The organism is Kitasatospora sp. NPDC028961, assembly GCF_055564815.1.
Genome location: NZ_JBVHVO010000038.1, coordinates 17845 through 39000, shown reverse-complemented (window position 1 = coordinate 39000; position 21156 = coordinate 17845). Strand labels below are relative to the sequence as shown.

At 75.2% G+C, this 21156-nt stretch carries 16 protein-coding genes; 5 read left to right on the top strand and 11 right to left on the bottom strand.

What is annotated here, in order from left to right; translation table 11 throughout:
• The first annotated feature begins 47 nt into the window (after positions 1-47).
• The 4 genes from ACZ4UX_RS34735 (at position 48) to ACZ4UX_RS34720 (ending at position 5960) form a co-directional block, all read left to right on the top strand.
• Positions 48-1835: a trypsin-like serine protease gene (locus ACZ4UX_RS34735; protein WP_465709560.1), complete on the top strand. Its 1788-nt coding sequence runs from the start codon at positions 48-50 to the stop codon at positions 1833-1835.
• Positions 1836-2089: 254 nt separating this feature from the next.
• Positions 2090-3760, top strand: a complete 1671-nt coding sequence (locus tag ACZ4UX_RS34730) for a trypsin-like serine protease (protein ID WP_465709559.1) — start codon at positions 2090-2092, stop codon at positions 3758-3760.
• Between the two features lie 205 nt (positions 3761-3965).
• On the top strand, positions 3966-4631 hold the full coding sequence (locus tag ACZ4UX_RS34725) for a GTP cyclohydrolase II (protein WP_465709558.1): 666 nt from the start codon (positions 3966-3968) through the stop codon (positions 4629-4631).
• A 111-nt stretch (positions 4632-4742) separates the two neighbouring features.
• Positions 4743-5960: an FAD-dependent oxidoreductase gene (locus tag ACZ4UX_RS34720; RefSeq protein WP_465709557.1), complete on the top strand. Its 1218-nt coding sequence runs from the start codon at positions 4743-4745 to the stop codon at positions 5958-5960.
• Positions 5961-6034: 74 nt separating this feature from the next.
• Here the strand turns inward: ACZ4UX_RS34720 and ACZ4UX_RS34715 are convergent, their stop codons facing one another.
• The 11 genes from ACZ4UX_RS34715 to ACZ4UX_RS34665 all read right to left on the bottom strand — a co-directional run bounded on the left by ACZ4UX_RS34715 (position 6035) and on the right by ACZ4UX_RS34665 (position 20705).
• On the bottom strand, positions 6035-7294 hold the full coding sequence (locus ACZ4UX_RS34715) for a carboxylate--amine ligase (RefSeq protein WP_465709556.1): 1260 nt from the start codon (positions 7292-7294) through the stop codon (positions 6035-6037).
• A gap of 16 nt (positions 7295-7310) precedes the next feature.
• The gene (locus tag ACZ4UX_RS34710) at positions 7311-8591 is read right to left on the bottom strand and encodes a glycoside hydrolase family 16 protein (RefSeq protein ID WP_465709555.1); all 1281 of its coding nucleotides are present in this window, start codon (positions 8589-8591) and stop codon (positions 7311-7313) included.
• Complete coding sequence (locus ACZ4UX_RS34705; protein WP_465709554.1) at positions 8591-10696, bottom strand: glycosyltransferase; 2106 nt, start codon at positions 10694-10696, stop codon at positions 8591-8593. Before ACZ4UX_RS34705 ends, ACZ4UX_RS34710 begins: the two co-directional genes overlap by 1 nt.
• Complete coding sequence (locus ACZ4UX_RS34700; protein ID WP_359839960.1) at positions 10689-11501, bottom strand: polysaccharide deacetylase family protein; 813 nt, start codon at positions 11499-11501, stop codon at positions 10689-10691. Before ACZ4UX_RS34700 ends, ACZ4UX_RS34705 begins: the two co-directional genes overlap by 8 nt.
• Complete coding sequence (locus ACZ4UX_RS34695; protein WP_465709553.1) at positions 11498-12529, bottom strand: glycosyltransferase family 2 protein; 1032 nt, start codon at positions 12527-12529, stop codon at positions 11498-11500. The genes ACZ4UX_RS34700 and ACZ4UX_RS34695 overlap by 4 nt, the downstream gene beginning before the upstream one ends.
• Positions 12529-13899 carry a lipopolysaccharide biosynthesis protein gene (locus tag ACZ4UX_RS34690; protein WP_359812017.1) on the bottom strand — a complete coding sequence of 457 codons (1371 nt, stop codon included), beginning with the start codon at positions 13897-13899 and terminating at the stop codon, positions 12529-12531. Before ACZ4UX_RS34690 ends, ACZ4UX_RS34695 begins: the two co-directional genes overlap by 1 nt.
• Positions 13899-15191 carry a glycosyltransferase family 2 protein gene (locus tag ACZ4UX_RS34685; protein ID WP_465709552.1) on the bottom strand — a complete coding sequence of 431 codons (1293 nt, stop codon included), beginning with the start codon at positions 15189-15191 and terminating at the stop codon, positions 13899-13901. The genes ACZ4UX_RS34690 and ACZ4UX_RS34685 overlap by 1 nt, the downstream gene beginning before the upstream one ends.
• Positions 15188-16510, bottom strand: coding sequence for a glycosyltransferase family 2 protein (locus ACZ4UX_RS34680; protein WP_329490674.1), 1323 nt, complete (start codon positions 16508-16510; stop codon positions 15188-15190). Before ACZ4UX_RS34680 ends, ACZ4UX_RS34685 begins: the two co-directional genes overlap by 4 nt.
• Positions 16507-17379 carry a glycosyltransferase family 2 protein gene (locus ACZ4UX_RS34675; protein ID WP_329490673.1) on the bottom strand — a complete coding sequence of 291 codons (873 nt, stop codon included), beginning with the start codon at positions 17377-17379 and terminating at the stop codon, positions 16507-16509. Before ACZ4UX_RS34675 ends, ACZ4UX_RS34680 begins: the two co-directional genes overlap by 4 nt.
• 411 nt (positions 17380-17790) lie before the next feature.
• Complete coding sequence (locus ACZ4UX_RS34670; protein ID WP_465709551.1) at positions 17791-19902, bottom strand: putative bifunctional diguanylate cyclase/phosphodiesterase; 2112 nt, start codon at positions 19900-19902, stop codon at positions 17791-17793.
• Entirely contained in the window at positions 19899-20705 is an 807-nt protein-coding gene (locus ACZ4UX_RS34665) for an SAM-dependent methyltransferase (RefSeq protein WP_465709550.1), read from the bottom strand. The genes ACZ4UX_RS34670 and ACZ4UX_RS34665 overlap by 4 nt, the downstream gene beginning before the upstream one ends.
• Positions 20706-20868: 163 nt before the next feature.
• Here ACZ4UX_RS34665 and ACZ4UX_RS34660 point away from each other — a divergent pair.
• Positions 20869-21156, top strand: a 288-nt coding sequence (locus ACZ4UX_RS34660; protein ID WP_465709575.1) for a trehalase-like domain-containing protein, incomplete at its 3' end; no start/stop codon positions are given.

Genomic DNA, 21156 nt, shown 5'->3' with positions numbered 1-21156 from the left:
CGAGTCGACGCATACGTCCACCTTCAAGACCGAGGACGACCCACCCCATGCTTTCCAAGACCTCTGCCCGTGTCCGGGTGACGGGCGCGCTGGCCGCGACCCTGACAGTCGGCGCGCTTGCCACCTTCTCCGCCGCGCCCGCCGGCGCCGTCGTCGGTGACCCCGCGGCGGACGGCACCTACGCCTACACCGCTAAGCTCGCCATCGGCGACAACGTCCGCGCCTGCACCGGCGCGCTCGTCGACCGCAACTGGATCATCACCGCCGCCAGCTGCTTCGCCGACGACCCCGCCCAGCCTGCCGCGCTGCAGGCCGGCGCACCGAAGTGGAAGACCACCGCCACCGTCGGCCGCACCGACCTCACCACCAGCACGGGCGCGACCGCCGAGATCAGCGAGCTGGTCCCCCGCCAGGACCGGGACCTCGTGATGGCCCGCCTCGCCACGCCCATCGACGGCATCGCCCCGCTCGCCCTCGCCACCACCGCGCCCACCGCCGGCGAAAACCTGCGCGTACCCGGCTACGGGCGCACCAAGACCGAGTGGGCGCCCCTCAAGCTCCACTCCGGTGTGTTCACCCTCGATGCCGTCAAGCCCACCGGCATCGACACCACCGGCACCAACGGTGCCGCGGTCTGCAAGGGCGACACCGGCGCCCCCGTCGTCCGCGAGGTCAACGGCAAGACCGAACTCGCCGCCGTCGCCTCCCGCTCCTGGCAGGGCGGCTGCTTCGGCAGCACCGAGACCCGCACCGGCGCCACCAACACCCGCGTCGACGACCTCGGCGCGTGGATCAACAAGACCCGCCACACCACCCCGTCCGGGACGCTCGTCACGGGCACGCCGTTCACGGTCGCCGACCCCGCCGACAAGCACCTGGTCAGCTACGTCCAGGACAGCAGTAACCACCTGTGGTCCGTCGACCTCCAGGACGAGGGCTGGACCGACCTCGGTGCCTACGCCGCCGCCTCGCCCACCGCGACCGTCGACCCCACGAACGACCACATCGTGGTCTACGTCAACGGCCCGGAGAACCTCCTCTGGTCCTACGACCAGCGCGGCGCCGGCTGGACCAGGTTCCCCGCCATCCCCGCCGGCACGAAGCTCGCGCCCAACGCCGTCCCGCGCACCATCGTCGACCCCGTCGACAAGCACCTGGTGACCTACGTCCGTGACACCGCGAGCCACCTGTGGTCCGTGGACCCCAAGGGCGAGGGCTGGCACGACCTGGGCCCGCTCGCCGCCGCCGATCCGGTCCCCGTCATCAACCCCAACGACGGCCACATCGTCATCCACGTCAACGGCCCGAACAATCAGCTGAACTCCATCGACGAACGCGGCTCCGGCCGCACCGAGTTCGTCCCCACCCCGGCCGGTACGGTGATGGCGCCGGATGCCGTCCCCAGCACCGTCGTCAACCCCGCCGACGGCCACTTCGTCACCTACATCCGTGACACCGCCAACCATCTGTGGTCCGTCGACCCGTCCGGTGCCGGCTGGCGCGACCTCGGACCCAACGCCGCGACGGACCCCGTCGCCGTCGTCAACCCGCTCAACCAGCATGTCGTCGTGTACGTGAACGGCCCGGAGAACTACCTGTACTCCTACGACGCCCAGGGGGCCGGTGACGGCTGGACCAAGTTCCAGCGCACCCCCGCAGGCCCCGGCGCGCCCACCGGCACCGTGATGGCCGCCGATGCCGTTCCCCAGACCGTCGTCGACCCCGCCGACAGCCACCTGGTCACCTACTTCCGCGACACCAACAGCACCCTGTGGGCCGTCGACCCCGCCGCAGAGGGCTGGACCCGCTACCCGGGCGGCCCCTCCGCCCCCTGACCCACCGAACTGCGGTGTGCAGCCGACCCGTTGAACGGGTCGGCCGCACACCGCAGTCGTGCCACGAGCCGGAGCCGAGGGACCCCGAACCCGTGGCCCCCAGATCGACTCGCGGCTGGATCAGGCGGCCGACGAGGCCCCGACCGAGGTCTTGACCTTGTGTCATGACGAATGACCAAGTGCGGTTGGCGATCGAAGTGATCATCTGCCCCACCGTCACCACCCGTACCATCCGGATCCCAGGGGGGACCTCCATGCCCAGCACCACCTCCGCCCGTACCAGCCGCGCGGGCGCGCTCGCCGCCGCGACCGCCGTCGTCGGCGCGCTCGCCACCTTCTCCGCCGCGCCCGCCGGCGCGCTCGTCGGTGACCCCGCGGCGGACGGCACCTACGCCTACACCGCCAAGCTCGCCATCGGCGACAACGTCCGCGCCTGCACCGGCGCGCTCGTCGACCGCAACTGGATCATCACCGCCGCCAGCTGCTTCGCCGACGACCCCGCCCAACCCCAAGCCCTGACCGCCGGCGCACCGAAGTGGAAGACCACCGCCACCGTCGGCCGCACCGACCTCACCACCACCACCGGCGCCACCACCGACATCGTCGAGCTGGTCCCCCGCCAGGACCGCGACCTCGTCATGGCCCGCCTCGCCACACCCGTCGACGGCATCGCCCCGCTCACCCTCGCCACCACCGCACCCACCGCCGGCGAGAACCTGCGCGTACCCGCCTACGGCCGCACCAAGACCGAGTGGGCGCCCCTCAAGCTCCACAGCGGCATCTTCAACGTCGGCGCCGTTACCGCGAACGCCGTCAGCACCACCGGCACCAACGGCGCCTCGATCTGCAAGGGCGACACCGGCGCCCCCGCCGTCCGCGAGGTCAACGGCAAGACCGAACTCGCCGCCATCGCCTCCCGCTCCTGGCAGGGCGGCGGCTGCTTCGGCAGCACCGAAACCCGCACCGGCGCCACCAACACCCGCGTCGACGACCTCACCGCCTGGGTCCAGCAGGTGCGCGGTACCTCGGTCGGCTGGAAGACCCAGGCCCTGGTCAAGGGCGGCACCGGCCTCTTCCAGGCCGCCCGCCTCTACGACGGCTCCTGGACCCCGTTCGAGGACGTCCAGGCCAAGGCCGGGGACATCGGCGGCGTGCGCGCCGTCGCCACCGCCGGCATCAACGGCGACACCCACGTCGTCGCCCTCGGCGGCGACGGCCACCTGCACCACACCATCCGCCACCTCGACGGCAGCTGGGCCGGTTTCGGCGACCTCAACACCAACGTCGGCGACCTCGGCAACATCACCCAGGTCGCCATCGCCTCCACCGGCGCCAACCTGGAGGTCGTCGTCCTCGCCGACGGCCGGCTCTTCCACAGCGTCCGCACCAGCGGCGGGTACTGGACCGGCTTCGGCAAGGTCTTCGAGGCCGCCGGGCCCCTGAGCGGCGTCACCACCCTCGCCACGGCGGGAGTCGGCGGGGACCTCCAGGTCGCCGCCGTCGCGGGCGGGCAGGTCTACCACACCATCCGCTCCGGCTCCACCGGCAGCTGGAGCGCCTGGGGCGCGGTCGCCGGCGCCGCCGGCTCCACCGCCCCGGTCACCTCGCTCGCGATGGCCCGCCAGGGTGACGACATGAACCTCGTCGTCGTCACCGACACCGGCGCCCAGCTCCACAGCATCCGCTACGCCAACGCCACCTGGCAGCCCTTCGGCTCCGTCAGCAGCGTCATCGGACAGGTCACCGCCACCTCGGTCAGCGCCGCCCCGGTCGACACCGGCGCCCAGTTCGCCATCACCACCGGCGACAACCGCGTCCTGACCACCACCCGCCTCGCGGACGGCAACTGGACCGCCCCCCAGGCCCTGAACCTCCAGGGCGTGAACGGCGACCACACCGGCACCGCCGTCACCGGCACTCTCTAGCACGCCACGGAGGGGGCGGGCGGCCTCGCAGGCCGCCCGCCCCCTCCGTCGTGGCCGGTGGGAACAGGCGGGCCCCACGGGGTGTTGCGAGCCTGCGCCGTCCCGCTCCACTCCGGTGCGGGCGGCTCGGAACACAGTTGTTCAAATTGGAACTACCGAGTACCGTCGGGGTCCGACCATCACCCCGGTAACGGAGGCCCCGCCCATGCCGCAGCCTGCCCCGACGCAGCCTGGCACCGCTCCGACGCAGCCCGGCACCGCCACGGTGCGCTCCCGGGTGCGCATCCCGCTCACCTTCCCGGACGGGTACCGGGCGGACGCCGAGGTGTTCACCTTCCACGGCCTGGCCGACGGCGCCGAGCACCTGGCGCTCGCCTTCGGCAGCACCCCGGAGGGCGGGACGCCGCTGGTGCGGCTGCACTCGGAGTGCCTGACCGGCGACGTCTTCGGCTCGGACCGCTGCGACTGCGGGCCCCAGCTGCGCGAGTCGGTGGAGCGGATCGCCGAGGCCGGCGGCTACCTGCTGTACCTGCGGCAGGAGGGCCGGGGCATCGGGCTGTACAACAAGCTGGACGCCTACGCCCTCCAGGACGCCGGGCTCGACACCTATGACGCCAACACCGCGCTGGGCCTGCCCGAGGACGGGCGCGACTACACCGCCGCCGCCCAGATGCTGGCGGCGCTCGGCATGACCGGCATCGACCTGCTGAGCAACAACCCGGACAAGGCGGACCAACTCGCCGGCCTCGGTATCACGGTCGAGCGCCGGGTGCCGACCGGGGTGCACCTGTCGGCCAGCAACGTCCGCTACCTCCGCGCCAAGGTGGAGCGGACCGGCCACTCGATCGAGCTGCCCCTGCTGGTCGGCTGAGCCGGCGCCGGGCCGCACCGCCGGGCGGGCCGGTTCGTCCACGCACCTGATGCCGCCGACCGGCCGAAGGGGGCATTCTGGAGGGACGTCCGAGTACTCCGGGAGGCGTCCGTGCCGACGCATCGCCGACTGCCGATCGCCGTCGTGGGGGCCGGGCCGTACGGGCTCGCGACGGCCGCCCACCTGGCGGCGCGGGGCGGCGACCTGCGGGTGTTCGGGGAGCCGATGGCGGGATGGCGCGACCACATGCCCGCCGGGATGTTCCTGAAGTCCACCCCGCGTGCCTCGAACATCTCCGCGCCCGCCCCCGGCCACCGGCTGGCCGACCACCGGACGGCCCTGGGCGTGGCGCCGATCGGCGACCGCTACCCCGTGCCGATCGCGGAGTTCATCGCCTACGGCGACTGGTTCCAGCAGCGGTGCGTGCCCGGGGTCGAGCGCTGCTCGGTACTCGGCATCGGCTACGACCACGGTGTCTTCCGGCTGCGGCTGGACACCGGTGAGGAGCTCCGGAGCCGGGCCGTGGTACTCGCCACCGGGCTGCGGGCCTTCGCCCACGTCCCCGGCGAACTGGCCGCGCCGCGGGAGGCGGGCCTCGCCTCGCACACCTCGGACCACGCGGACCTGGGCCACTTCACGGGGCGCCGGGTCGCGGTGGTGGGCGCCGGGCAGTCGGCGCTGGAGAGCGCCGCCCTGCTGGCCGAGGCCGGGGCGCGGCCCACGCTGGTGGCCCGGACGGCCCGGCTGCGGTTCGGGGCCGCGCCCGGGGCGGACCTGCCGGGTGAGCGGCCGGCGGCGGTGCGCGCCCGGTACCCGGGCACCGAACTCGGGCCCGGCTGGAACCTCCTCGGCTACTGCCGCGCCCCCTGGGCCTTCCGTCATCTCCCCGACGGCGTCCGGGCCGGCCGGGTGCGGACGGTGCTCGGCCCGGCCGGTGCCTGGTGGCTGCGCGAACGGGTCGAGGACGCGGGCGTGCCGGTGCTCACCGGGTGTTCGGTGGAGTCCGCGCGGGAGCGGGCGGGCGCCGTCCGGCTGCGGCTGCGCGGCCTCACCGGCGCCCTGGAGGTCGACCACGTGCTGGCGGCCACCGGCTACCGGGTGGACGTCGAACGCCTGGAACTGCTCGACCCGGGCCTGCGGCGGGCGGTGCGGCGCACGGCGGACGGGGCGCCCCGGCTGACCGGCGGCTTCGAATCCTCGGTGCCGGGGCTGTACTTCACCGGGCTGTCCGCGGCGAACTCCTTCGGCCCGCTGCTGCGCTTCGTCTGTGGTACGGACTTCGCGGCCCGCCGGATCACGGCCGCGCTCACCGAGGGAGCACCGGACTGACCGGCCGTCAACACCCGCCCCCGCGCGCCCACTCGCCGCCGCCCTGACGGCGTGCCCCGTCACGCCCCCCGCGCTCACCCGCCCCGGGCCGCGGCCGCCAGGCGGCGGGCGGCGTACCGCGCGGCCCGGCCGCCGAACCGGGCGGCGACGGCCACGGCGGGCAGCGGATCGTCCGTGCAGAGCCAGGCCCGCTCGGTGCCCCGGCGCGGCCACGGCTCGGCGGGCGGGCGGTGCTCGTGCCACGCGGCGGACCCGAGGGAGAGCAGGTCGAGCTGGCCGACCCCGTAGCCGCGCCGCAGCTGCGGCCCGGGCGGCACCGGTCGCCCGGTGAGCGACAGGTGCAGCGCCCGCACCACGTCGACGCCCGCGGTGGTCTCGAAGAGCCGGAACTGCGCGCCCGTCCGCGGGTTGAAGTCCACCAGCTTGTACCGGCCGTCCCGCAGGTCGAGCCGCCAGTCGAGGTCGGCGATCCCGCAGTAGCCGAGCCGCCGGCAGAGCCGGACGGCCAGCTCGGCCAGCTCGGGGTTGGCGACGGCCCCGGCCCGGGTGGTGACGCCCGCCCCGGGGGGCCAGGACCGCAGTTTGACGCCCGTGAAGACGGCCAGCGGCTCGCCGCCGGGGCCACAGGTCAGATGGGTGATCCAGTCCTGCGCCTGCTCGGCGGGCAGGTACTCCTGGACGAGCACCGCGAGCGGCGGCCCGTCGCAGGAGGCCCTGGGCGGGCAGTGGGACAGCAGCTCCGCCTCGCTCCGGACGACGGTCGTGTGGCCGACCACCGGGCGCTCCAGCCGGGTGAAGGAGGCGAGGTTCTTCAGCACCAGCGGATACCCGAACTCGGCCGCGGCGGCCAGCAGTCCGGCCCGGTCGACGGGCGTCCGGGCGGCCGGGGTGGGGGTGCCGGTACCGCGGCAGAGGTCGTGCAGGCCGCCCTTGTCGGCGAGGCGCCGGGGCAGACCGGGCGGCACCGGCGGCAGCAGCAGGTCCTCGGCCAGCTCGGTCGCGTGCTCGGCGAGCAGCACGGCGGCCTCGTCGTCGGTGGCCACCGCCACGGCCCGCCGCCCGCTCCGCCGCCGCACCTCGCGGGCCACCCCCCGCAGGGCGGCCGCCAGTTCGGCGGGCGGCTCCCGGCCGGTGCTCGGCCTGACCAGCGCTCCGGTCAGGTAGCGGGAGAGCGCGGTGGGCGTCAGCCGGTCCTCGACCATCGCGTAGACCGGGACGCCGAGCCGGCCGAGCGAGCGCACCACGCCGACGGCGCTGTGCGACAGCGGGTAGTGACCGACCTTCACCAGCAGCGCGGGGACGGCGCGGTCGACGCCCAGCGGGCCTCCTGCCATGGCACTCCCACCTCTCTCAGTGCTGCCACACCTGGACCCACTGCGCCTGCAGGGCCGCCGAGTCCGTCCCGGCGGGCGGCGACTCCAGGTACCCGACGGCGAGGTTGATCACGATCTCCATCGCCACGGCCGGGATCCGCGAGGGGTCGGTGACCTGGAACCAGGCCTTGCCGTCGACGTACCAGGTCACCGCGGCGGGCTCCCAGTCGACGCCGAAGACGTGGTAGCCGGCGGAGAAGTCGGCGGGGCCCCAGTTCTGGCCGACGTGCTGGTCGGAGCCGTCCGCGCCGCGCCAGTGCAGGTTCATGTGGACGTACTGGTCGGTGTTGGGGAACTCGGCGATGTCCACCTCCGGCGGGGTGCCCCTGGTCGCGGCCGGGATCAGCCAGAAGGCGGGGAAGAAGCCGTGCGGGTTGGCCGGGACCTTGATCGAGGCCGCGAAGTAGCCGTAGGTGAAGGTGTGGCGCGGTTCGGCGTTCCAGGAGTCGCGGCCGGTGCTGACCATGCCGGAGACCCACGGGTACGTCCGGCCGTCGCTGCCCTTCACCGTCCGGGGCTGCGCGGTCAGGGTGAGGCGGCCGCCGCCGGCCTTGACCTGGCCCGGCTGGTACCACTGGTCCTCGCCGTTGCCGGCGTTGGTGCAGCCACCGTCGTTCCAGTCGTAGCAGGTGGTCCAGTTCGCCGTGTCGAGCGAGGAGCCGGTGAACTCGTCGTCAAACACCAGCCGCCAGGTGCCGGGCGCCGGGGGCCGGTTCGCGGCGGCGCCCGCCGGCAGCCCGGTGCCCGACCCCGTCGGCCCGGAGCCGCCGGCCGTCCCGGGGGTACCGGAACAGGCGGCGGCCGACACCAGCAGGGCGGCCGCCGCTAAGCCACCGGCCGGCCGGCGGGCCCGGCCCGGTCGCCACCGTCCGTGCCTCGGCCGCGCCCCGGCCGGCCGGCCCCGCCGGGTGCGGTGCGGCACCAGGGCGAGCACCGTGGTGACGGCCGCCAGGGCGGCGAGCGCGGCGCCCACCGAGAAGACGTGGTAGCCCAGCAGCGCGACGGCGGTCAGCGCGGCCGGCGCGGTGCTCAGCGCCACCGCGAGCGAGGCGGCGGCGAGCCGATCGGGCCCGCCGGCCGTCCGGGCGACGGTGGGCCGGGCCAGCAGGACGGCCGCCCCCGGGCCGATCACCAGGAAGCCGCCGGTCAGCGCGACGCGCGGCGGACTGCCCGCCGCCAGCCCGGTGGACGCCAGCGCGGCCCAGCCGAGCAGGGCGAGCGCCAGCCGGGCGGCGGTGCGGGGAGGCGGCCTCATCATCACTGCCCACTCTCCGCGAACGGGCTCTCGACGGCGACCTGGGCGGAGTGCCGGTAGACGGTGGCGTCACCGTCGGTGAACACCACCCGCAGCGTCGGGGAGGCGGAGGCCGCCGCGCGGACCCGGTCGACGGTGTCGGCGGGCAGGATGCCGGTCAGCGTGCACTCGGCGATCTGGGCCTTGGTCAGCACGAGGTACGAGGGGCCGGTGACGGCGGGGTCGGCGAGTGCGGCCTCGACGGCCGAGGCCGGGTCGGCGACCAGTTGCCGGCGGTCGTCGGGCGTGCCCACCGAGAGCGCCGTCCGGCTGAGCTCGTCGTAGCGCTCCTCGGAGCCGGGCAGGTCCGCGGTGACCGAGACGATCCGCGACCCCGGCGGCGCGGTGTGCGCGACGTAGCGCAGTGCGGCGACCTCGCCGGGGCTGAAGGTGTTCATGGCCTCCTTGCTGTAGTAGCCGAAGACCAGGCCGCCCAGCAGGGCGAGCAGCGCCACCAGGGTCAGCCCCCGGCGCACCGCGGGCAGCGCCCGGCGCGGGCGGCGGGTCCGGTCGCCCGCGGGGGTGCCCGCCGGGGCGGCGGGGCCGGCCGGAGCACGGGAGGAGGGGATCAGCACGGTCGCGGCGAGCAGCGCGGCCGCGGGCAGCGCGAACAGGTAGGCGCGGAAGATCATCTCGCCGCCGTAGCTGTTGGCGAGCAGCAGCGGGACGGGCGCGATCAGGAGCAGCGGCAGGGTGGTGCGGCGCACCCAGCGGTGGTGCACCACCGCCGTCACCGCGAGCAGCAGGACGGCGGCGGTCAGGCCCCGGTCGACCCAGGAGGCGAACACCTGTCCGGGGGCGGGCTGGGCGAGCCGCTGGAGGCCGGGCAGCGCGTTGTTGTCGGGCGAGGCCAGCGCGGCGACCAGGTTGCCGATGTTCTTGGCCAGGTAGGGCCGCGCGACCGTGGCGTCCCAGGCGAAGGTGATGCCGACGGCACCGACCAGGGCGGGCAGCACCACCCGGCGGTTGCGCCGCGGGAGGGCGAGCATCAGCAGGGCGCTGATCAGCATCAGCGGGGTGAGCTGGTGCGAGCAGGCGATGGCGGCCGTCAGGACGAGCACCAGGGCGAACGGCAGCGGGCGCCAGCCGCCCCGGGGCGGGATATCGGTCACCCAGGTCATCGCCCGGGCGCCGGTGCCCGGGCCGCTCCGCGCGCCGGCCGGACCTCCCCCACCCGCCGTGCCTCCCCCACCCGCCGGGCCTCCCCCACCCGCCGTGGCTCCCCCACCCGCCGTGGCGTCCCGGCCGGCGGACGCTCCCCCGCCGGGCGGTCCCTGCGCGACGCGGGTGGCCGCCAGCCGGCGCAGCACCAGCGCGAGCACCGCGAGGAACAGCAGGTAGGAGAAGGCCTGCGGGGAGAAGTAGTCCTGGCCGATCCAGGAGGTGCTGTAGTAGATCCAGATGCCGCCCCAGACCAGCCGCCGGTCCCGGGTGACGGTACGGAAGATCAGCAGCAGCGGGCCGAGCAGCAGGACGTTGGTGAGCACCGGGAACCAGGCCGCGTACCCGAGCGCGGAGTGCAGGCCGGTGGCGCGCAGCAGCAGCACGTTGAGCTGGAAGAAGCCGGGCCACTGGTTGTAGATGTCCAGCTCGCCGGCGTTCGGCACGGAGCCGTCGTGGCGCAGCATGGCGTCCACGACCATCACGTGCTTCCAGGCCCACGCGTAGCGCAGTTCCGGGTAGAGCAGGGTGGGCGTGGCGTGGAGGAAGGCGATCAGGGCGAGGACGTACCCGGCCGCCCAGCGCTGGCGGATCCGCCGGTCGCGCAGGACGGCGACGAAGCCGGCCACCAGCAGGGCCAGGCCGGTCCAGTACAGGGCCGGCAGCACCTGGATCAGGCCGAGGTCGCCCATGCCGCCGAGCCGCACCCGGGGCAACGCGAGCAGCCACAGGGCGAGTGCCACCGGCAGGGCCAGGCGGGCGAAGACGCCGAGCGGCCCGGCCTCCCGGCAGCCGGCGCGCAGCGCGCGCAGCGGCCCCGCGCGCAGGCGCCCGAACGGGCGCGCGCCGTCGGGCTCCGGGGGCGGGCCGCCGGTGGGGAGCTGGGCGGGGGCCAGTTGGTCAACCATTGGACGGCCTTCCGACCGGACTGCCGACCGCGGTGCGCAGCCGGCGGTAGTTGCGCCAGAGCCGCGTGTAGAGGCTCTCCGGGACGGGTCCGACCCGGGCTCCCCGCCCGGCGATCCAGCCGTCGAAGACGTGGTCGGGGGTGTCGCTGCGGACCATCAGCCGGCAGATCCGCAGCACGGAGTCGGAGGCGGAGCTGAACTTGTTCTCCACCGCGGTCGCCGACGTCCAGCCCGCCTCGCGGACCTTGCGCCGGACGGCCGGGCTGGAGTACCCGTGCGGGTAGGCGAACGCGGCGACCTCGTGGCCGAGGGCGTCCTCCAGGCGCCGCTTGCACTCGACGATCTCGTCGGTGCAGCGCCGCCCGTAGACGGTGTCCAGCTGGGCGTGGGTGACGGAGTGGCCGCCGATCTCGACGCCCATCGCGTCCAGGGTGCTGATCTGCCGCCAGTTCAGCATGTCGGCCGGCGGGAAGAGGCTGCCGGTGGGCGGGCCGCCCGGCGGGTGGACGGCGCCGACGGTGACGTAGAGGGTGGCCGGCAGGCCGCGCTCGGCGAGCAGCGGGGCCACCGTCCAGTAGAAGTCGGCGAACCCGTCGTCGAAGGTGAGGACGGCGGCGCGGGGCGGCAGCGGCGGGCCGCCGAGGATCGCCGAGACCAGCCGACGCAGCGGCACCACGGGCCGCCCGCTGTCGACGATCCGGTCGATCTGGCGGCGGAAGGCCGCGGGGGTCACGGTGTACGGCGCGATCCACGGCGGCGGGTCGTCCGAGACCGAGTGGTACAGGAACACCGGGACCTCCTTCATGGCCGGCTCCTGGTGGACACGGCCGCGACGCCGGGCCGGGCGGCGGGGGCCGCACCGGTGTCCCCGGCGTCCGCGGTGGCCCCGGCGTCCGCCCGGGCGAGCCGGCCGACGGTGTACCCGGCCGCCGCCAGGCAGGCGCCGGCGCCGAGCGCCCCGGCGGCCCGCAGCCGTCGCCGGCCCAGCGCGCGGAGGATCGCGGCGGGCAGCGTGCGGCGCACGTAGCGGCGCTCGGTGGACAGCGCCGACCGGCTGCCCGCGTAGCGGGTGACGACGGCCTTGGAGCGGCCCTCCGCGTAGCAGCGGGAGCTGAAGTAGCGCCAGGTGGTGCGGGCCGGCGGGACGTGCTGGCGCACGACGGCGGCGGGCTCGTAGCGCAGCTCGGTGCCGGGGTGCCGGGCGGTGAGCCGCAGGCAGAGCTCGGTCTCCTCGCAGCCGAACGGGCTGGTGCCGATCCGGCCGAGGTCGCCGCGGAAGCCGCCGGCGGCCACCACCGCGGCCCGGCGGAAGGACATGTTGGCGCCGATGAAGTTGCGCACCGTGCCGGTGCTCCCGGCGGCCCCGGGGTAGGAGCAGCCGACCACCCAGTCGTACTCGGGCGGGAACCAGCCGGGGCGGCCGGTCTCCCACCAGGAGTCGACCCGGCCGCCGACGCCGAGCACCCGCGGGTCGCGGAAGCCGGCCAGCAGCCGTTCGGTCCAGTCGGGTTCGGCCACCGCGTCGTCGTCCAGGAAGGCGACCAACTCGCCGCGGGCGAGCGTGACCCCGGTGTTGCGGGCGCCGGAGACGCCCGGGCGTTCGGGGCTCTCGACCAGCCGCAGGCCGGGGCGGGCGGCGAGGCGGGCCGTCAGGGCGGGGCAGTGGTCGACCACCACGACGGTCTCGTCGGGCTGCCGGCGCTGGGCGCGGAGCGAGTCGAGGGCGGCGCACAGGTCGTCCCAGCGGTCGAGGGTGTAACTGCAGACGACCACGGACAGGGTGGGCCCGGGGCCCGGTGCGGTGACCGGTCCGGCGTTCGGCACGGTGTTCATCACGATCTCCGATCGGACGACGGCAGCCAGCGCGGGAGGGCGACCAGCAGCGGGAGGGCGAGGACCGTCGCGGCGAGCAGCCACGCCAGCCCGACCCCGGTGAGGCCGAACACGGGCAGCAGTCCGGCGACGAGCGCGATCACGAGGACGGCGTAGACGAGTTGGAGCCCGATCATCCAGCCCAGGGCGCGGCGCACCCGGGCGACGTCAGTGGCCAGGCTCAGCACGACGGTGGGCAGGGCGGAGAGGGCCATCAGCCGCAGCACGGTGGTGCCGTGCTCGGCGTAGCCGGGCCCGAACAGGCGCAGCATCCAGGGGGCGAAGGCCACGATCACGGCCACCGCCGCGAGGACGAGCAGTCCGGTGTGCCACATCATCCGGCGGGCGTGTTCGGCGAGCCGTTCGGGCGCCCGGGCGGCCTCGACCACCAGCGAGCTGCCCATGCTGTAGGCGGCCATGTAGAGGCTGTCGGCGATCACCCAGGCGAGCGAGTAGTAGGCGTTCTGCTCCGCGCCGAGCACGGCCAGCACCATGAGCGGGACGACGCTGCAGGCAGCGATGCCGGAGATGTTGCCCAGGTAGTCCGCGACGGCGTAGCCGGCCACCCGCGGCGGGGCGGACGCGGTGGCGCCGGCCGCCCGCTGGTGGGCCGGGATCGCCCGGCGGAAGAGCACGACGTTGGTGAGCAGGACGGTGATGAGCAGCGCCGCCGCCCAGGAGACCAGGATCCCGGTGCCGACCGCGAGGACCGCGCAGACGGCCAGCGCGCCCGCCTTCGCCAGGGCGAACAGCGCGTTCTCGCCGAGCACCCAGCCGGTGCGCCGCAGTCCGGTCAGCGCGCCGTCCTGGAGGACGAAGAGCGAGTAGCCGGCCGTGACCACCACGAAGGCGACCGCCACCACCGGCTGCCGCAGGTAGCCGAGGCTCGGGGAGATCCACGGGATCAGCAGCAGGAAGAGCACCGCGGCGAACGCGCTGGCGGCGATGCTCGCGGCGTAGCAGCGGGCCACCAGCCGCCGGGTGTGCTGCCCGGCGCCGGGGAGGAAGCGCACCAGGACGCTGCTGAGGTTGAACCGGCCGACCGCGGAGAGCAGCCCGGCGGCGGAGACGGCGGCGTAGCTGAGGCCGACCGTCTCGGCGCTGTACCAGCGGGTGGCGAACAGCCAGAAGATCGCGCCGAGCGCGGCCGCCACCATCGAACTCGCCAGCAGGATGTGGCCGTTGCGCAGCAGCGGCTCCCCGGCCAGGCGGGCCCGGCCGGCCCGGGCGCGGGCCCGCAGCAGGTCGCGGTAGGAGCACTGGCAGGGCAGCGGGCGCGGGCAGGAGCAGGGCCGGGCGGGCGCGGCCGAACGCGTGCTGAGCGACTGCATCACGACCAGTCCTCCGCCCGGAACCGGCGGTCCTGCCGCCGGCTGACCAGATAGCTGAACGGTCCGCGCAGCAGGCCGCGCAGTTCGAGCTGGCCGAGCCGGGCCAGTCCCGGATCGCCGTCGCGCCCGCCCCGCCCGGGGCCGGCCGGGGCGGGCGCGACGGCCCGGCGAAGGGCGTACCGGATGCCGGCCGGGAGGCGGCGCAGCAGCTCGGCCAGCAGGCCGGGGCGCTGCGAGACGGCGGCGGTCAGATAGGCGCCGAGGCCGGTGCCGAAGCCCTGGATCTGGGCGTCCAGCTCGGCCATGGTGCGCCGGTGGCGGTGCCAGACGACGGCGTCCGGCCGGTACGCGAGGGTGTGCCCGGCGACCAGGACGCGCAGGAAGGCGAGCAGGTCCTCGCCGCCGCGGGTCGGCGTACCGGCGCCGGTCGCCGGGTCGAAGCCGCCGAGGTCGCGGATCACGGTGGTGCGGAAGGCCATGTTGGCGCCGGTGCCGAAGCGGCCGGCGGCGAAGGGGAAGAGCGGGTCGCGGCCGGCCGTGCGCGTCGACCAGTCCCGGGGGGCGAAGCCCTTGCCGAAGCCGCAGTACCGCTCGAAGACGGCCTGGGCCTCGGTGTCGAGTTCGGCGGGCACCACGAGACCGGTGACGCAGGAGACCCGGGGGTCGGCCCGGAAGGCCCCGGCGAGGGCGCTCACCCAGCCGGGGTCGGCCAGCGCGTCGTCGTCGGTGAAGGCCACGTACTCGCCCCGGGCGGCGGACAGGCCGCGGTTGCGGGCCCGGGCCAGGCCCGGCACCGGCTCGCACAGGTACCGCAGCCGGTCCGGCCCGAGCGTGCGGACCAGCCGTTCGGTGGCGTCGTCCTCGGGGGCGTTGTCGACCACCAGGAACTCGGTGGCCGGGTAGTCGGTGCGCAGCAGCGCGCTCAGGCTGTCGCCGAGCAGGGTGGGCCGCCCGCGGGTGCAGACGATGACGCTGACCAGGGGTGCGCGGGCGCCGGGGGGCGGCGGGGCGGGGGCCGCCGGCCCGGTGTCGAGGTGGCGTTCGGCCGCCTCGACGAGCCGGCGGCGCAGCCGCCCGGCGTCCGGGCCCGCGTCCGGGCCCGCGCTACCGTCGGGACCTGGCCGGTCGGCGTCGACGGCGACCAGGCCGAGCGGTCGGCCGGCCCGGCGGACCAGGGCCACCACGGGCCCCTGCGGGCGGACCGGGGCCGTGAAGCCGGGCCGCCACGGCCCACCGGGCCGGTCGAGATCGAGTTCCACCACCTGGGCGGGCGCCCGCAGGACGGTGGTCATGACGCACCTCCGGTGCGCAGGCTCCGCTGGCGCCACACGCTGATCAGATAGCCGAACGGCCCGACCAGCAGCCCGCGGAACTCGCGGCGCCCCAGCCGCAGCAGCGCGGCCTCGCCCTCGGCCGGGCCGCAGCGGGCCCGGTGCCGGCGCACCCGCTGCCAGCGGCGCAGACCGGAGGGGACGCGCCGGACGAGCGTGGTGAGCAGCCCGGGCCGGTGGGCGACGGCGGCGGTCAGGTAGGCGCCGAAGCCGACGCCGAAGTTGAAGACCTGCCGGGTCAGCGCGTCGCCGGTGCGCGGATGGCGGTGCCAGACGATGGCGTCGGGCTGGTAGGCGACGGTGTGGCCGGCGTCGAGCATCTGGAAGAAGGCCAGCAGTTCCTCGCCGCCGCGGGCGGGCGTACCGGCGCCGGTCGCCGGGTCGAAGCCGCCGATGCCGCGCAGCAGGGCGGTCCGGAAGGCCATGTTCGCCCCGGAGCCGAACCGGCCGACCGAGAACCGCATCAGCGGGTCGTCCGGGCGGTCGCGCAGCGACCAGTCGCGGGCCGCGAAGCCGCGGGAGTAGCCGCCGTACTGTTCGAGGGCGGCCTGGGCCGGAGTGTCGAGTTCGGCGGGCAGCACGAGGCCGGTGACGCAGCCGATCCGGTCGTCCGCGCCGAACGCCCCGGCCAGCGCGCCGACCCAGCCGGTGTCGATGATCAGGTCGTCGTCGGCGAACGCCACCACCTCGCCGTGCACCGCCGCCAGGCCGCGGTTGCGGGCCCGGGCCAGGCCCGGCACCGGCTCGCGCAGGTACCGGACGCGGTCCCGGTACCGCGTGGCGACGAGGCGTTCGGTGGCGTCGCTGCGCGGCGCGTTGTCGACCACCAGGACCTCCACGTGCGGATAGCCGGTCCGCAGGAGCGAGTCGAGGCAGCTCCGCAGCTGCTCGGTCCGGTCGCGCGTGCAGACCACCACGCTGACCGTGACCGGGCCCGCGGGCACCCGGGCGCGGCCGACCCGACCGGGACGCGCCGCGGGTGTCGCGGTGGACAGGGCGGGAACCGGGAGTTCCCGGTGGGCGACGTCGACCAGCGCCCGGCGCAGCGCGGCACTGTCGCCCGCTGTTCCGGTGGCCGTGACCAAGCCGAGCGGGTGTCCGTGCAGCCGCACCAACGCCAACACGCGGCCGACCGGGTCGACGGTGCCGAGACCACCGGGCGAGCGCAGCTCGCTCGGATCGTCCAGGTCAAGGTCGACGACGCGGACGGGGGTGTAGAGCGAGTCGCGGGCGGCGGAGCGCGGGCAGGCAGCTGCGGTGCGCCGGTCGGAGCCATTCATCGTTGCTCCCCCGCGGAGGCTGCCGCCGAGGACCGGGCGCCGGGACGCTCGGTGATCAGGGTCCTCAGCACCCGGCGGCCGTCGGAGACGGCGTGCAGGTGGGATCGACCGCTGCGGCGGGGGAGTTCCAGGCTCGGCACCTCGGCCATCCGCAGTCCGGAGCGCAGCGCGTGCGCGATCATCTCGGCCTCGATCTCGAAGCCGGAGGAGCGCAGGTCGAGCGCGTCCAGGAAGGAGCGGCGGAAGGCGCAGTAGCCGTAGCACAAGTCGGTGAGGCTCGCGTCGTAGAGGCGGTTGACCACGGCGAGCAGCGCGCGGTTCCCGAAGGAGCGGACCTTGGTGAGGTCCAGCGAGCCGCCGCCGGCGATGCACCGGGAGCCCTTGACGAAGTCGAAGCCGTGGTCGAGGAAGTGGAGGAAGTGCGGGATCTCGCCGGGCCACATCGAGCCGTCGGCGTCCATCATGACGATGTACTCGCCACTGGCGGCGGCGAAGCCGGTGCGCAGCGCGTTGCCCTTGCCGGGCCCGCTCTGCTGGACGCTGCGGACGGTCGGCAGGCAGTGCCGGGCCATCGGGACGGTGGCGTCGTCGGAGGAGCCGTCGACCAGGATGACCTCGTCCACGCAGCGCGGGATCTGCTCGAACACCCAGGGGATGTTGCGGGCCTCGTTCTGGGCGGGGACGACCAGGGTGACGCTGTGCCGACTGGCGACGCCGTCCCCGGCCCGGCGCATCGGCCGCCGGGCGGTGGCCCGGTCCTCGGCGCGGCGCATCGGCCGTCGGGGGGCGGCCCGGTCCTCGGCCCGGCGCTGCGGCCGGCCGTCGTGGTCCGGGGACGGGACGACGTGGGGGGGCAGGGTGGTGCTCATCGGGGGCGGCCTCTCGGAGGGAGGAGGCGGCGGGCGGCGCCGGGCACGGCGCGGCCCCTGTGACGGGGCGGGCCCGGTGCGCGACGCGGGGTGCGCGGGGCGGGGCCCCGGAGGGAAGTCCCCGGGGGGACTGCCGAAACGGTGGGGAGCGGCTGAGGGCGGCCCGGTCGGGGGGTGCGCCGCCGGCTCCCGGGCGCCGAAGCGCCGGTCTGTCGAACTGGCCGAATGTGCTTCCCGCACCGGAGTGCGGGGTGTGCCAGGGCCTCATCGTGCCCAGGTGACCGCCGTCACGTCAAGTAGTTTGTCCGGATTTTGCCTGGTTCGTGCGGCCGGGTTTCACCTGGTCCGTCCGGCCGAGGTGCTCACCTGGTTCGTCCGGCGGTGCCGGCGGCACCCGCCCGGGCCGGCCGGTCAGCCGACCGGCCGGCCGCCCGGCTCCTCGGCGATCCGGCGGGCGATCTCGGCCGGTCGCACCGGCCGCCCGAAGTGCCAGCCCTGCGCCCAGTCGCAGCCGATGCCGCGCAGCCGCTCGGCGTCCCGGAGGGTCTCCACGCCTTCGGCCGTGACCGTCAGGCCCAGCGCGTGCGACATCGACACCAGGCCGCTGACGATCCGCCAGCCGGTGGCCGCGTCCTTGGCCGGGTCGTGCAGGTCGCCGACGAAGGAGCCGGCGATCTTCAGCCCGGAGACCGGCAGGTCACGCAGGTAGGCGAGGTTGGACCAGCCGGTGCCGAAGTCGTCCACGGCGAGCGAGACGCCCTGGTCGACCAGCCCGTGCAGGGTGCGCAGCGCCTCGTCCTCCGGGCCGACCACGGTGGACTCGGTGATCTCCAGCTGGAGCCGGGCCGGGTCCAGCCCGGTGGAGTCGAGGATCCGGCCGAGATCGGTCACCAGTGCGGCGCTACGGGCCTGACGGACCGCCAGGTTGACGTTCAGCTGGGGCGCGTCGTCGCCGAACCGCTTGATCCAGTCGGCCGCCTGGCCGCAGGCCTGCTCCAGCACCCAGCGGCCGAGCGGCATGATCAGGCCGGTCTCCTCGGCGGTGGTGACGAACTCGTCCGGGCCCAGCACGCCCAGCTGCGGGTGGCGCCAGCGCACCAGCGCCTCGACGGCGGCGAGCCGGCCGTCGGCCAGCGCGTACAGGGGCTGGTAGTCGATGAAGAACTCGCCGCGGTCGAGGGCTGCCGGCATCCGGACCGAGACCGCGTAGCGGCTGACCGCGCGGGCGTTCTCCTTGGGGTCGAAGAGCGTCCAGCGGCCGCGGCCGGCCTCCTTCGCCCGGTACAGCGTCAGATCGGCGGCGCGGACCGCGGCGCCCGGCGTGGTGGTCGAGATGCGCCGCTCCAGCACGCCCACGCTGGCCCCGACGGCGAGCTTGTGATCGCCGATCAGGACCGGCCCGGCGAGCGCCTTCAGCACCGTCTTGGCGGCGGCGACGGCCTCCTGCTCGCCGCGGCAGTTCTCCAGCAGGACGACGAACTCGTCGCCGCCGAGGCGGGCCACCAGGTGGCCGAGCGGGGTGAGGGCGGCCTTCAGCCGGGCGGCGACGGCGGCCAGCAGTTGGTCACCGGTGTCGTGGCCGAGGCTGTCGTTGACCACCTTGAAGCCGTCGAGGTCGACGTAGCAGAGGCCGAAGCGGGCGCCCGGGTCCGGCTCCTCGAAGAGCTTCTCCAGCCGCTCGAAGAAGGCGGCCCGGTTGGGCAGCCCGGTCAGCGGGTCGTGGGTGGCCTGGTGGCGCAGCCGCTCCTGGAGCCGGTAGCGGTCGGTGATGTCCTCCAGCATGGCCACCTGGTACTGCGGCCGGCCGTCGTCGTCCCGGATCAGCGAGACCGTGAGGTGGGTCCAGACCACCTCGCCGTCGTGCCGGTAGTACGGCTTGTCGACCTGGAAGTAGTCCCGCTTGCCGCTGATCAGCTCCTCGTACGCCTCCCAGACGCCGGGGGTGTCCTCGGGGTGCACGAGGTCGCCGACCCGGCGGCCCCGCATGTCCTCCGGCGCGGCCCCGAACAGCTCCTGGAGCGCCTTGTTCACCGCGAGGATGTTGCCCTCGGTGTCGCCGATGCCGATGCCGATGGCCGCGCTCTCGAACAGCGCGCGGAACCGCGCCTCGGAGGCGCGTAGCGCCCGCTCGGCCTCCCGCCGGGCGCTGTCGGCGGCGGTCCGGATGGCCTCCTGCTCGCGCAGGGTCCGCTCGCGCAGGGCGGCCGCCCAGCCGGCCGCGAAGGCCCCGCAGAGCGCGGGCCCGCGGTCGTCGGCCGCGGGGTGCTCCTGGAGCAGTTCGAGGGCCCGGGCCAGCACCACCGGGTCGGTGAAGTGGGCGTCGACGAGTTCGGCGCCCGCCCGGGCGGCCAGCCCCGGGTCGAACGGCTCGCCCAGCTGGGCGCGGTGGAGCAGCGCGGCGGTCCGGGAGACCAGCCTGCCGAGCAGGCCGGGGTGGACCGCCGTGCCGTGGTCGCCGGAGAGCAGCCGCGCCCAGTCCTCGTGGAACCGTTCGGCGCTGCCGGGTGCCGGCGCTTCGTTCACCGGCGGAACCCCACGCCCGCCATCCCGGTCATCCGCTCGGGGTGCCGGCCGACCGCCTCCGGCTGCTCGGGGCGCCACTCGGGGAGGTAGACCACACCGGGCTCGACCAGCTCGAACCCCGAGAACATCGCGGTGATCTGCTCGCGGGTGCGCATGGTCAGCGGGGTGGGCGTCATCCGGTACAGCTTCTGGTGGTCCTCGGCCTGGTCGGGCCGGCCCTCCAGGGAGGCGTGCGAGAGGATCAGCGCGCTGCCCGGCGGGAGCGCCTCGCGCAGCACCTCCAGCAGCTTCCACGGATCCTCGGAGTCGCTGACGAAGTGCATGACGGCGACCAGCAGCACGGCCACCGGCTCACCGGGCGCGAGCAGCGCGGTCACCTCGGGGCGGCCCAGCAGGTCGTCGATGTCCCGGACGTCGGCCTGGACGACGGAGCAGCCCTCGTCCTCCGCCAGCAGCAGCCGGCTGTGCGCGACGGCGACCGGGTCGCGGTCGATGTACACCACCTCGGCCTCGGGGCGGATCGCCCGGGCGATCTCGTGCACGGTGCCGAAGGTCGGGATGCCGGAGCCGATGTCCAGGAACCGGGTGATGCCCTGCTCGGCGGCGAACTGCACGCCGCGGCGCAGGAAGGCCCGGTTGGAGCGCATGATCTGCGGCAGCTCCGGCCAGAGCGCGATCGCCTGGCGGGCCATCTCCCGGTCCACCTCGAAGTTGTGCGAACCGCCGAGGTAGTAGTCGTAGACCCGGGCGGCGTTCGGTTTGTCCAGGTCCGTACCTTCCGGTACCCAGTTCGGTCGCCGCATCCTCGGGACTCCTTCATTCCGGTTCCGGTGAACCAGTCGTCCCGTGGGACTGCTGGTTCTGATGAGACTACAAGCACACAAGATCCTCCTCTGCACGCCGAACGCGTGCAAGCGGAATCGCCCCGTCCTGCCGAGGACGCGCCCCGGCCGGAGAATGGACCCGATGGCCGGACGGATCGAGGACTACGCCCTGATCGGCGACCTGCAGACCGCCGCGCTGGTCGGGCGGGACGGGTCGGTCGACTGGCTCTGCCTGCCCCGGTTCGACTCCCCCAGCTGCTTCGCCGGCCTGCTCGGCGACCGGCAGCACGGCGCCTGGCGGCTCGCCCCGGCCGGCGGGGGGGGGGGGGGCGGGGGGGGGGGGCGGGGGGGGAAAACCCCCCCCGGGGGAGACTGGCACACCCCCAACAGCACCCCCCCAGTTGCCAACCCCCCCCCCCCCCCACGCCGG

Coding starts and splice junctions, on each gene's coding strand:
- ACZ4UX_RS34735 (WP_465709560.1), top strand. CDS start 48: ATGCTTTCCAAGACCTCTGCCCGTGTCCGGGTGACGGGCGCGCTGGCC.
- ACZ4UX_RS34730 (WP_465709559.1), top strand. CDS start 2,090: ATGCCCAGCACCACCTCCGCCCGTACCAGCCGCGCGGGCGCGCTCGCC.
- ACZ4UX_RS34725 (WP_465709558.1), top strand. CDS start 3,966: ATGCCGCAGCCTGCCCCGACGCAGCCTGGCACCGCTCCGACGCAGCCC.
- ACZ4UX_RS34715 (WP_465709556.1), bottom strand. CDS start 7,294: ATGGCAGGAGGCCCGCTGGGCGTCGACCGCGCCGTCCCCGCGCTGCTG.
- ACZ4UX_RS34710 (WP_465709555.1), bottom strand. CDS start 8,591: ATGATGAGGCCGCCTCCCCGCACCGCCGCCCGGCTGGCGCTCGCCCTG.
- ACZ4UX_RS34705 (WP_465709554.1), bottom strand. CDS start 10,696: ATGGTTGACCAACTGGCCCCCGCCCAGCTCCCCACCGGCGGCCCGCCC.
- ACZ4UX_RS34700 (WP_359839960.1), bottom strand. CDS start 11,501: ATGAAGGAGGTCCCGGTGTTCCTGTACCACTCGGTCTCGGACGACCCG.
- ACZ4UX_RS34695 (WP_465709553.1), bottom strand. CDS start 12,529: ATGAACACCGTGCCGAACGCCGGACCGGTCACCGCACCGGGCCCCGGG.
- ACZ4UX_RS34690 (WP_359812017.1), bottom strand. CDS start 13,899: ATGCAGTCGCTCAGCACGCGTTCGGCCGCGCCCGCCCGGCCCTGCTCC.
- ACZ4UX_RS34685 (WP_465709552.1), bottom strand. CDS start 15,191: ATGACCACCGTCCTGCGGGCGCCCGCCCAGGTGGTGGAACTCGATCTC.
- ACZ4UX_RS34680 (WP_329490674.1), bottom strand. CDS start 16,510: ATGAATGGCTCCGACCGGCGCACCGCAGCTGCCTGCCCGCGCTCCGCC.
- ACZ4UX_RS34675 (WP_329490673.1), bottom strand. CDS start 17,379: ATGAGCACCACCCTGCCCCCCCACGTCGTCCCGTCCCCGGACCACGAC.
- ACZ4UX_RS34665 (WP_465709550.1), bottom strand. CDS start 20,705: ATGCGGCGACCGAACTGGGTACCGGAAGGTACGGACCTGGACAAACCG.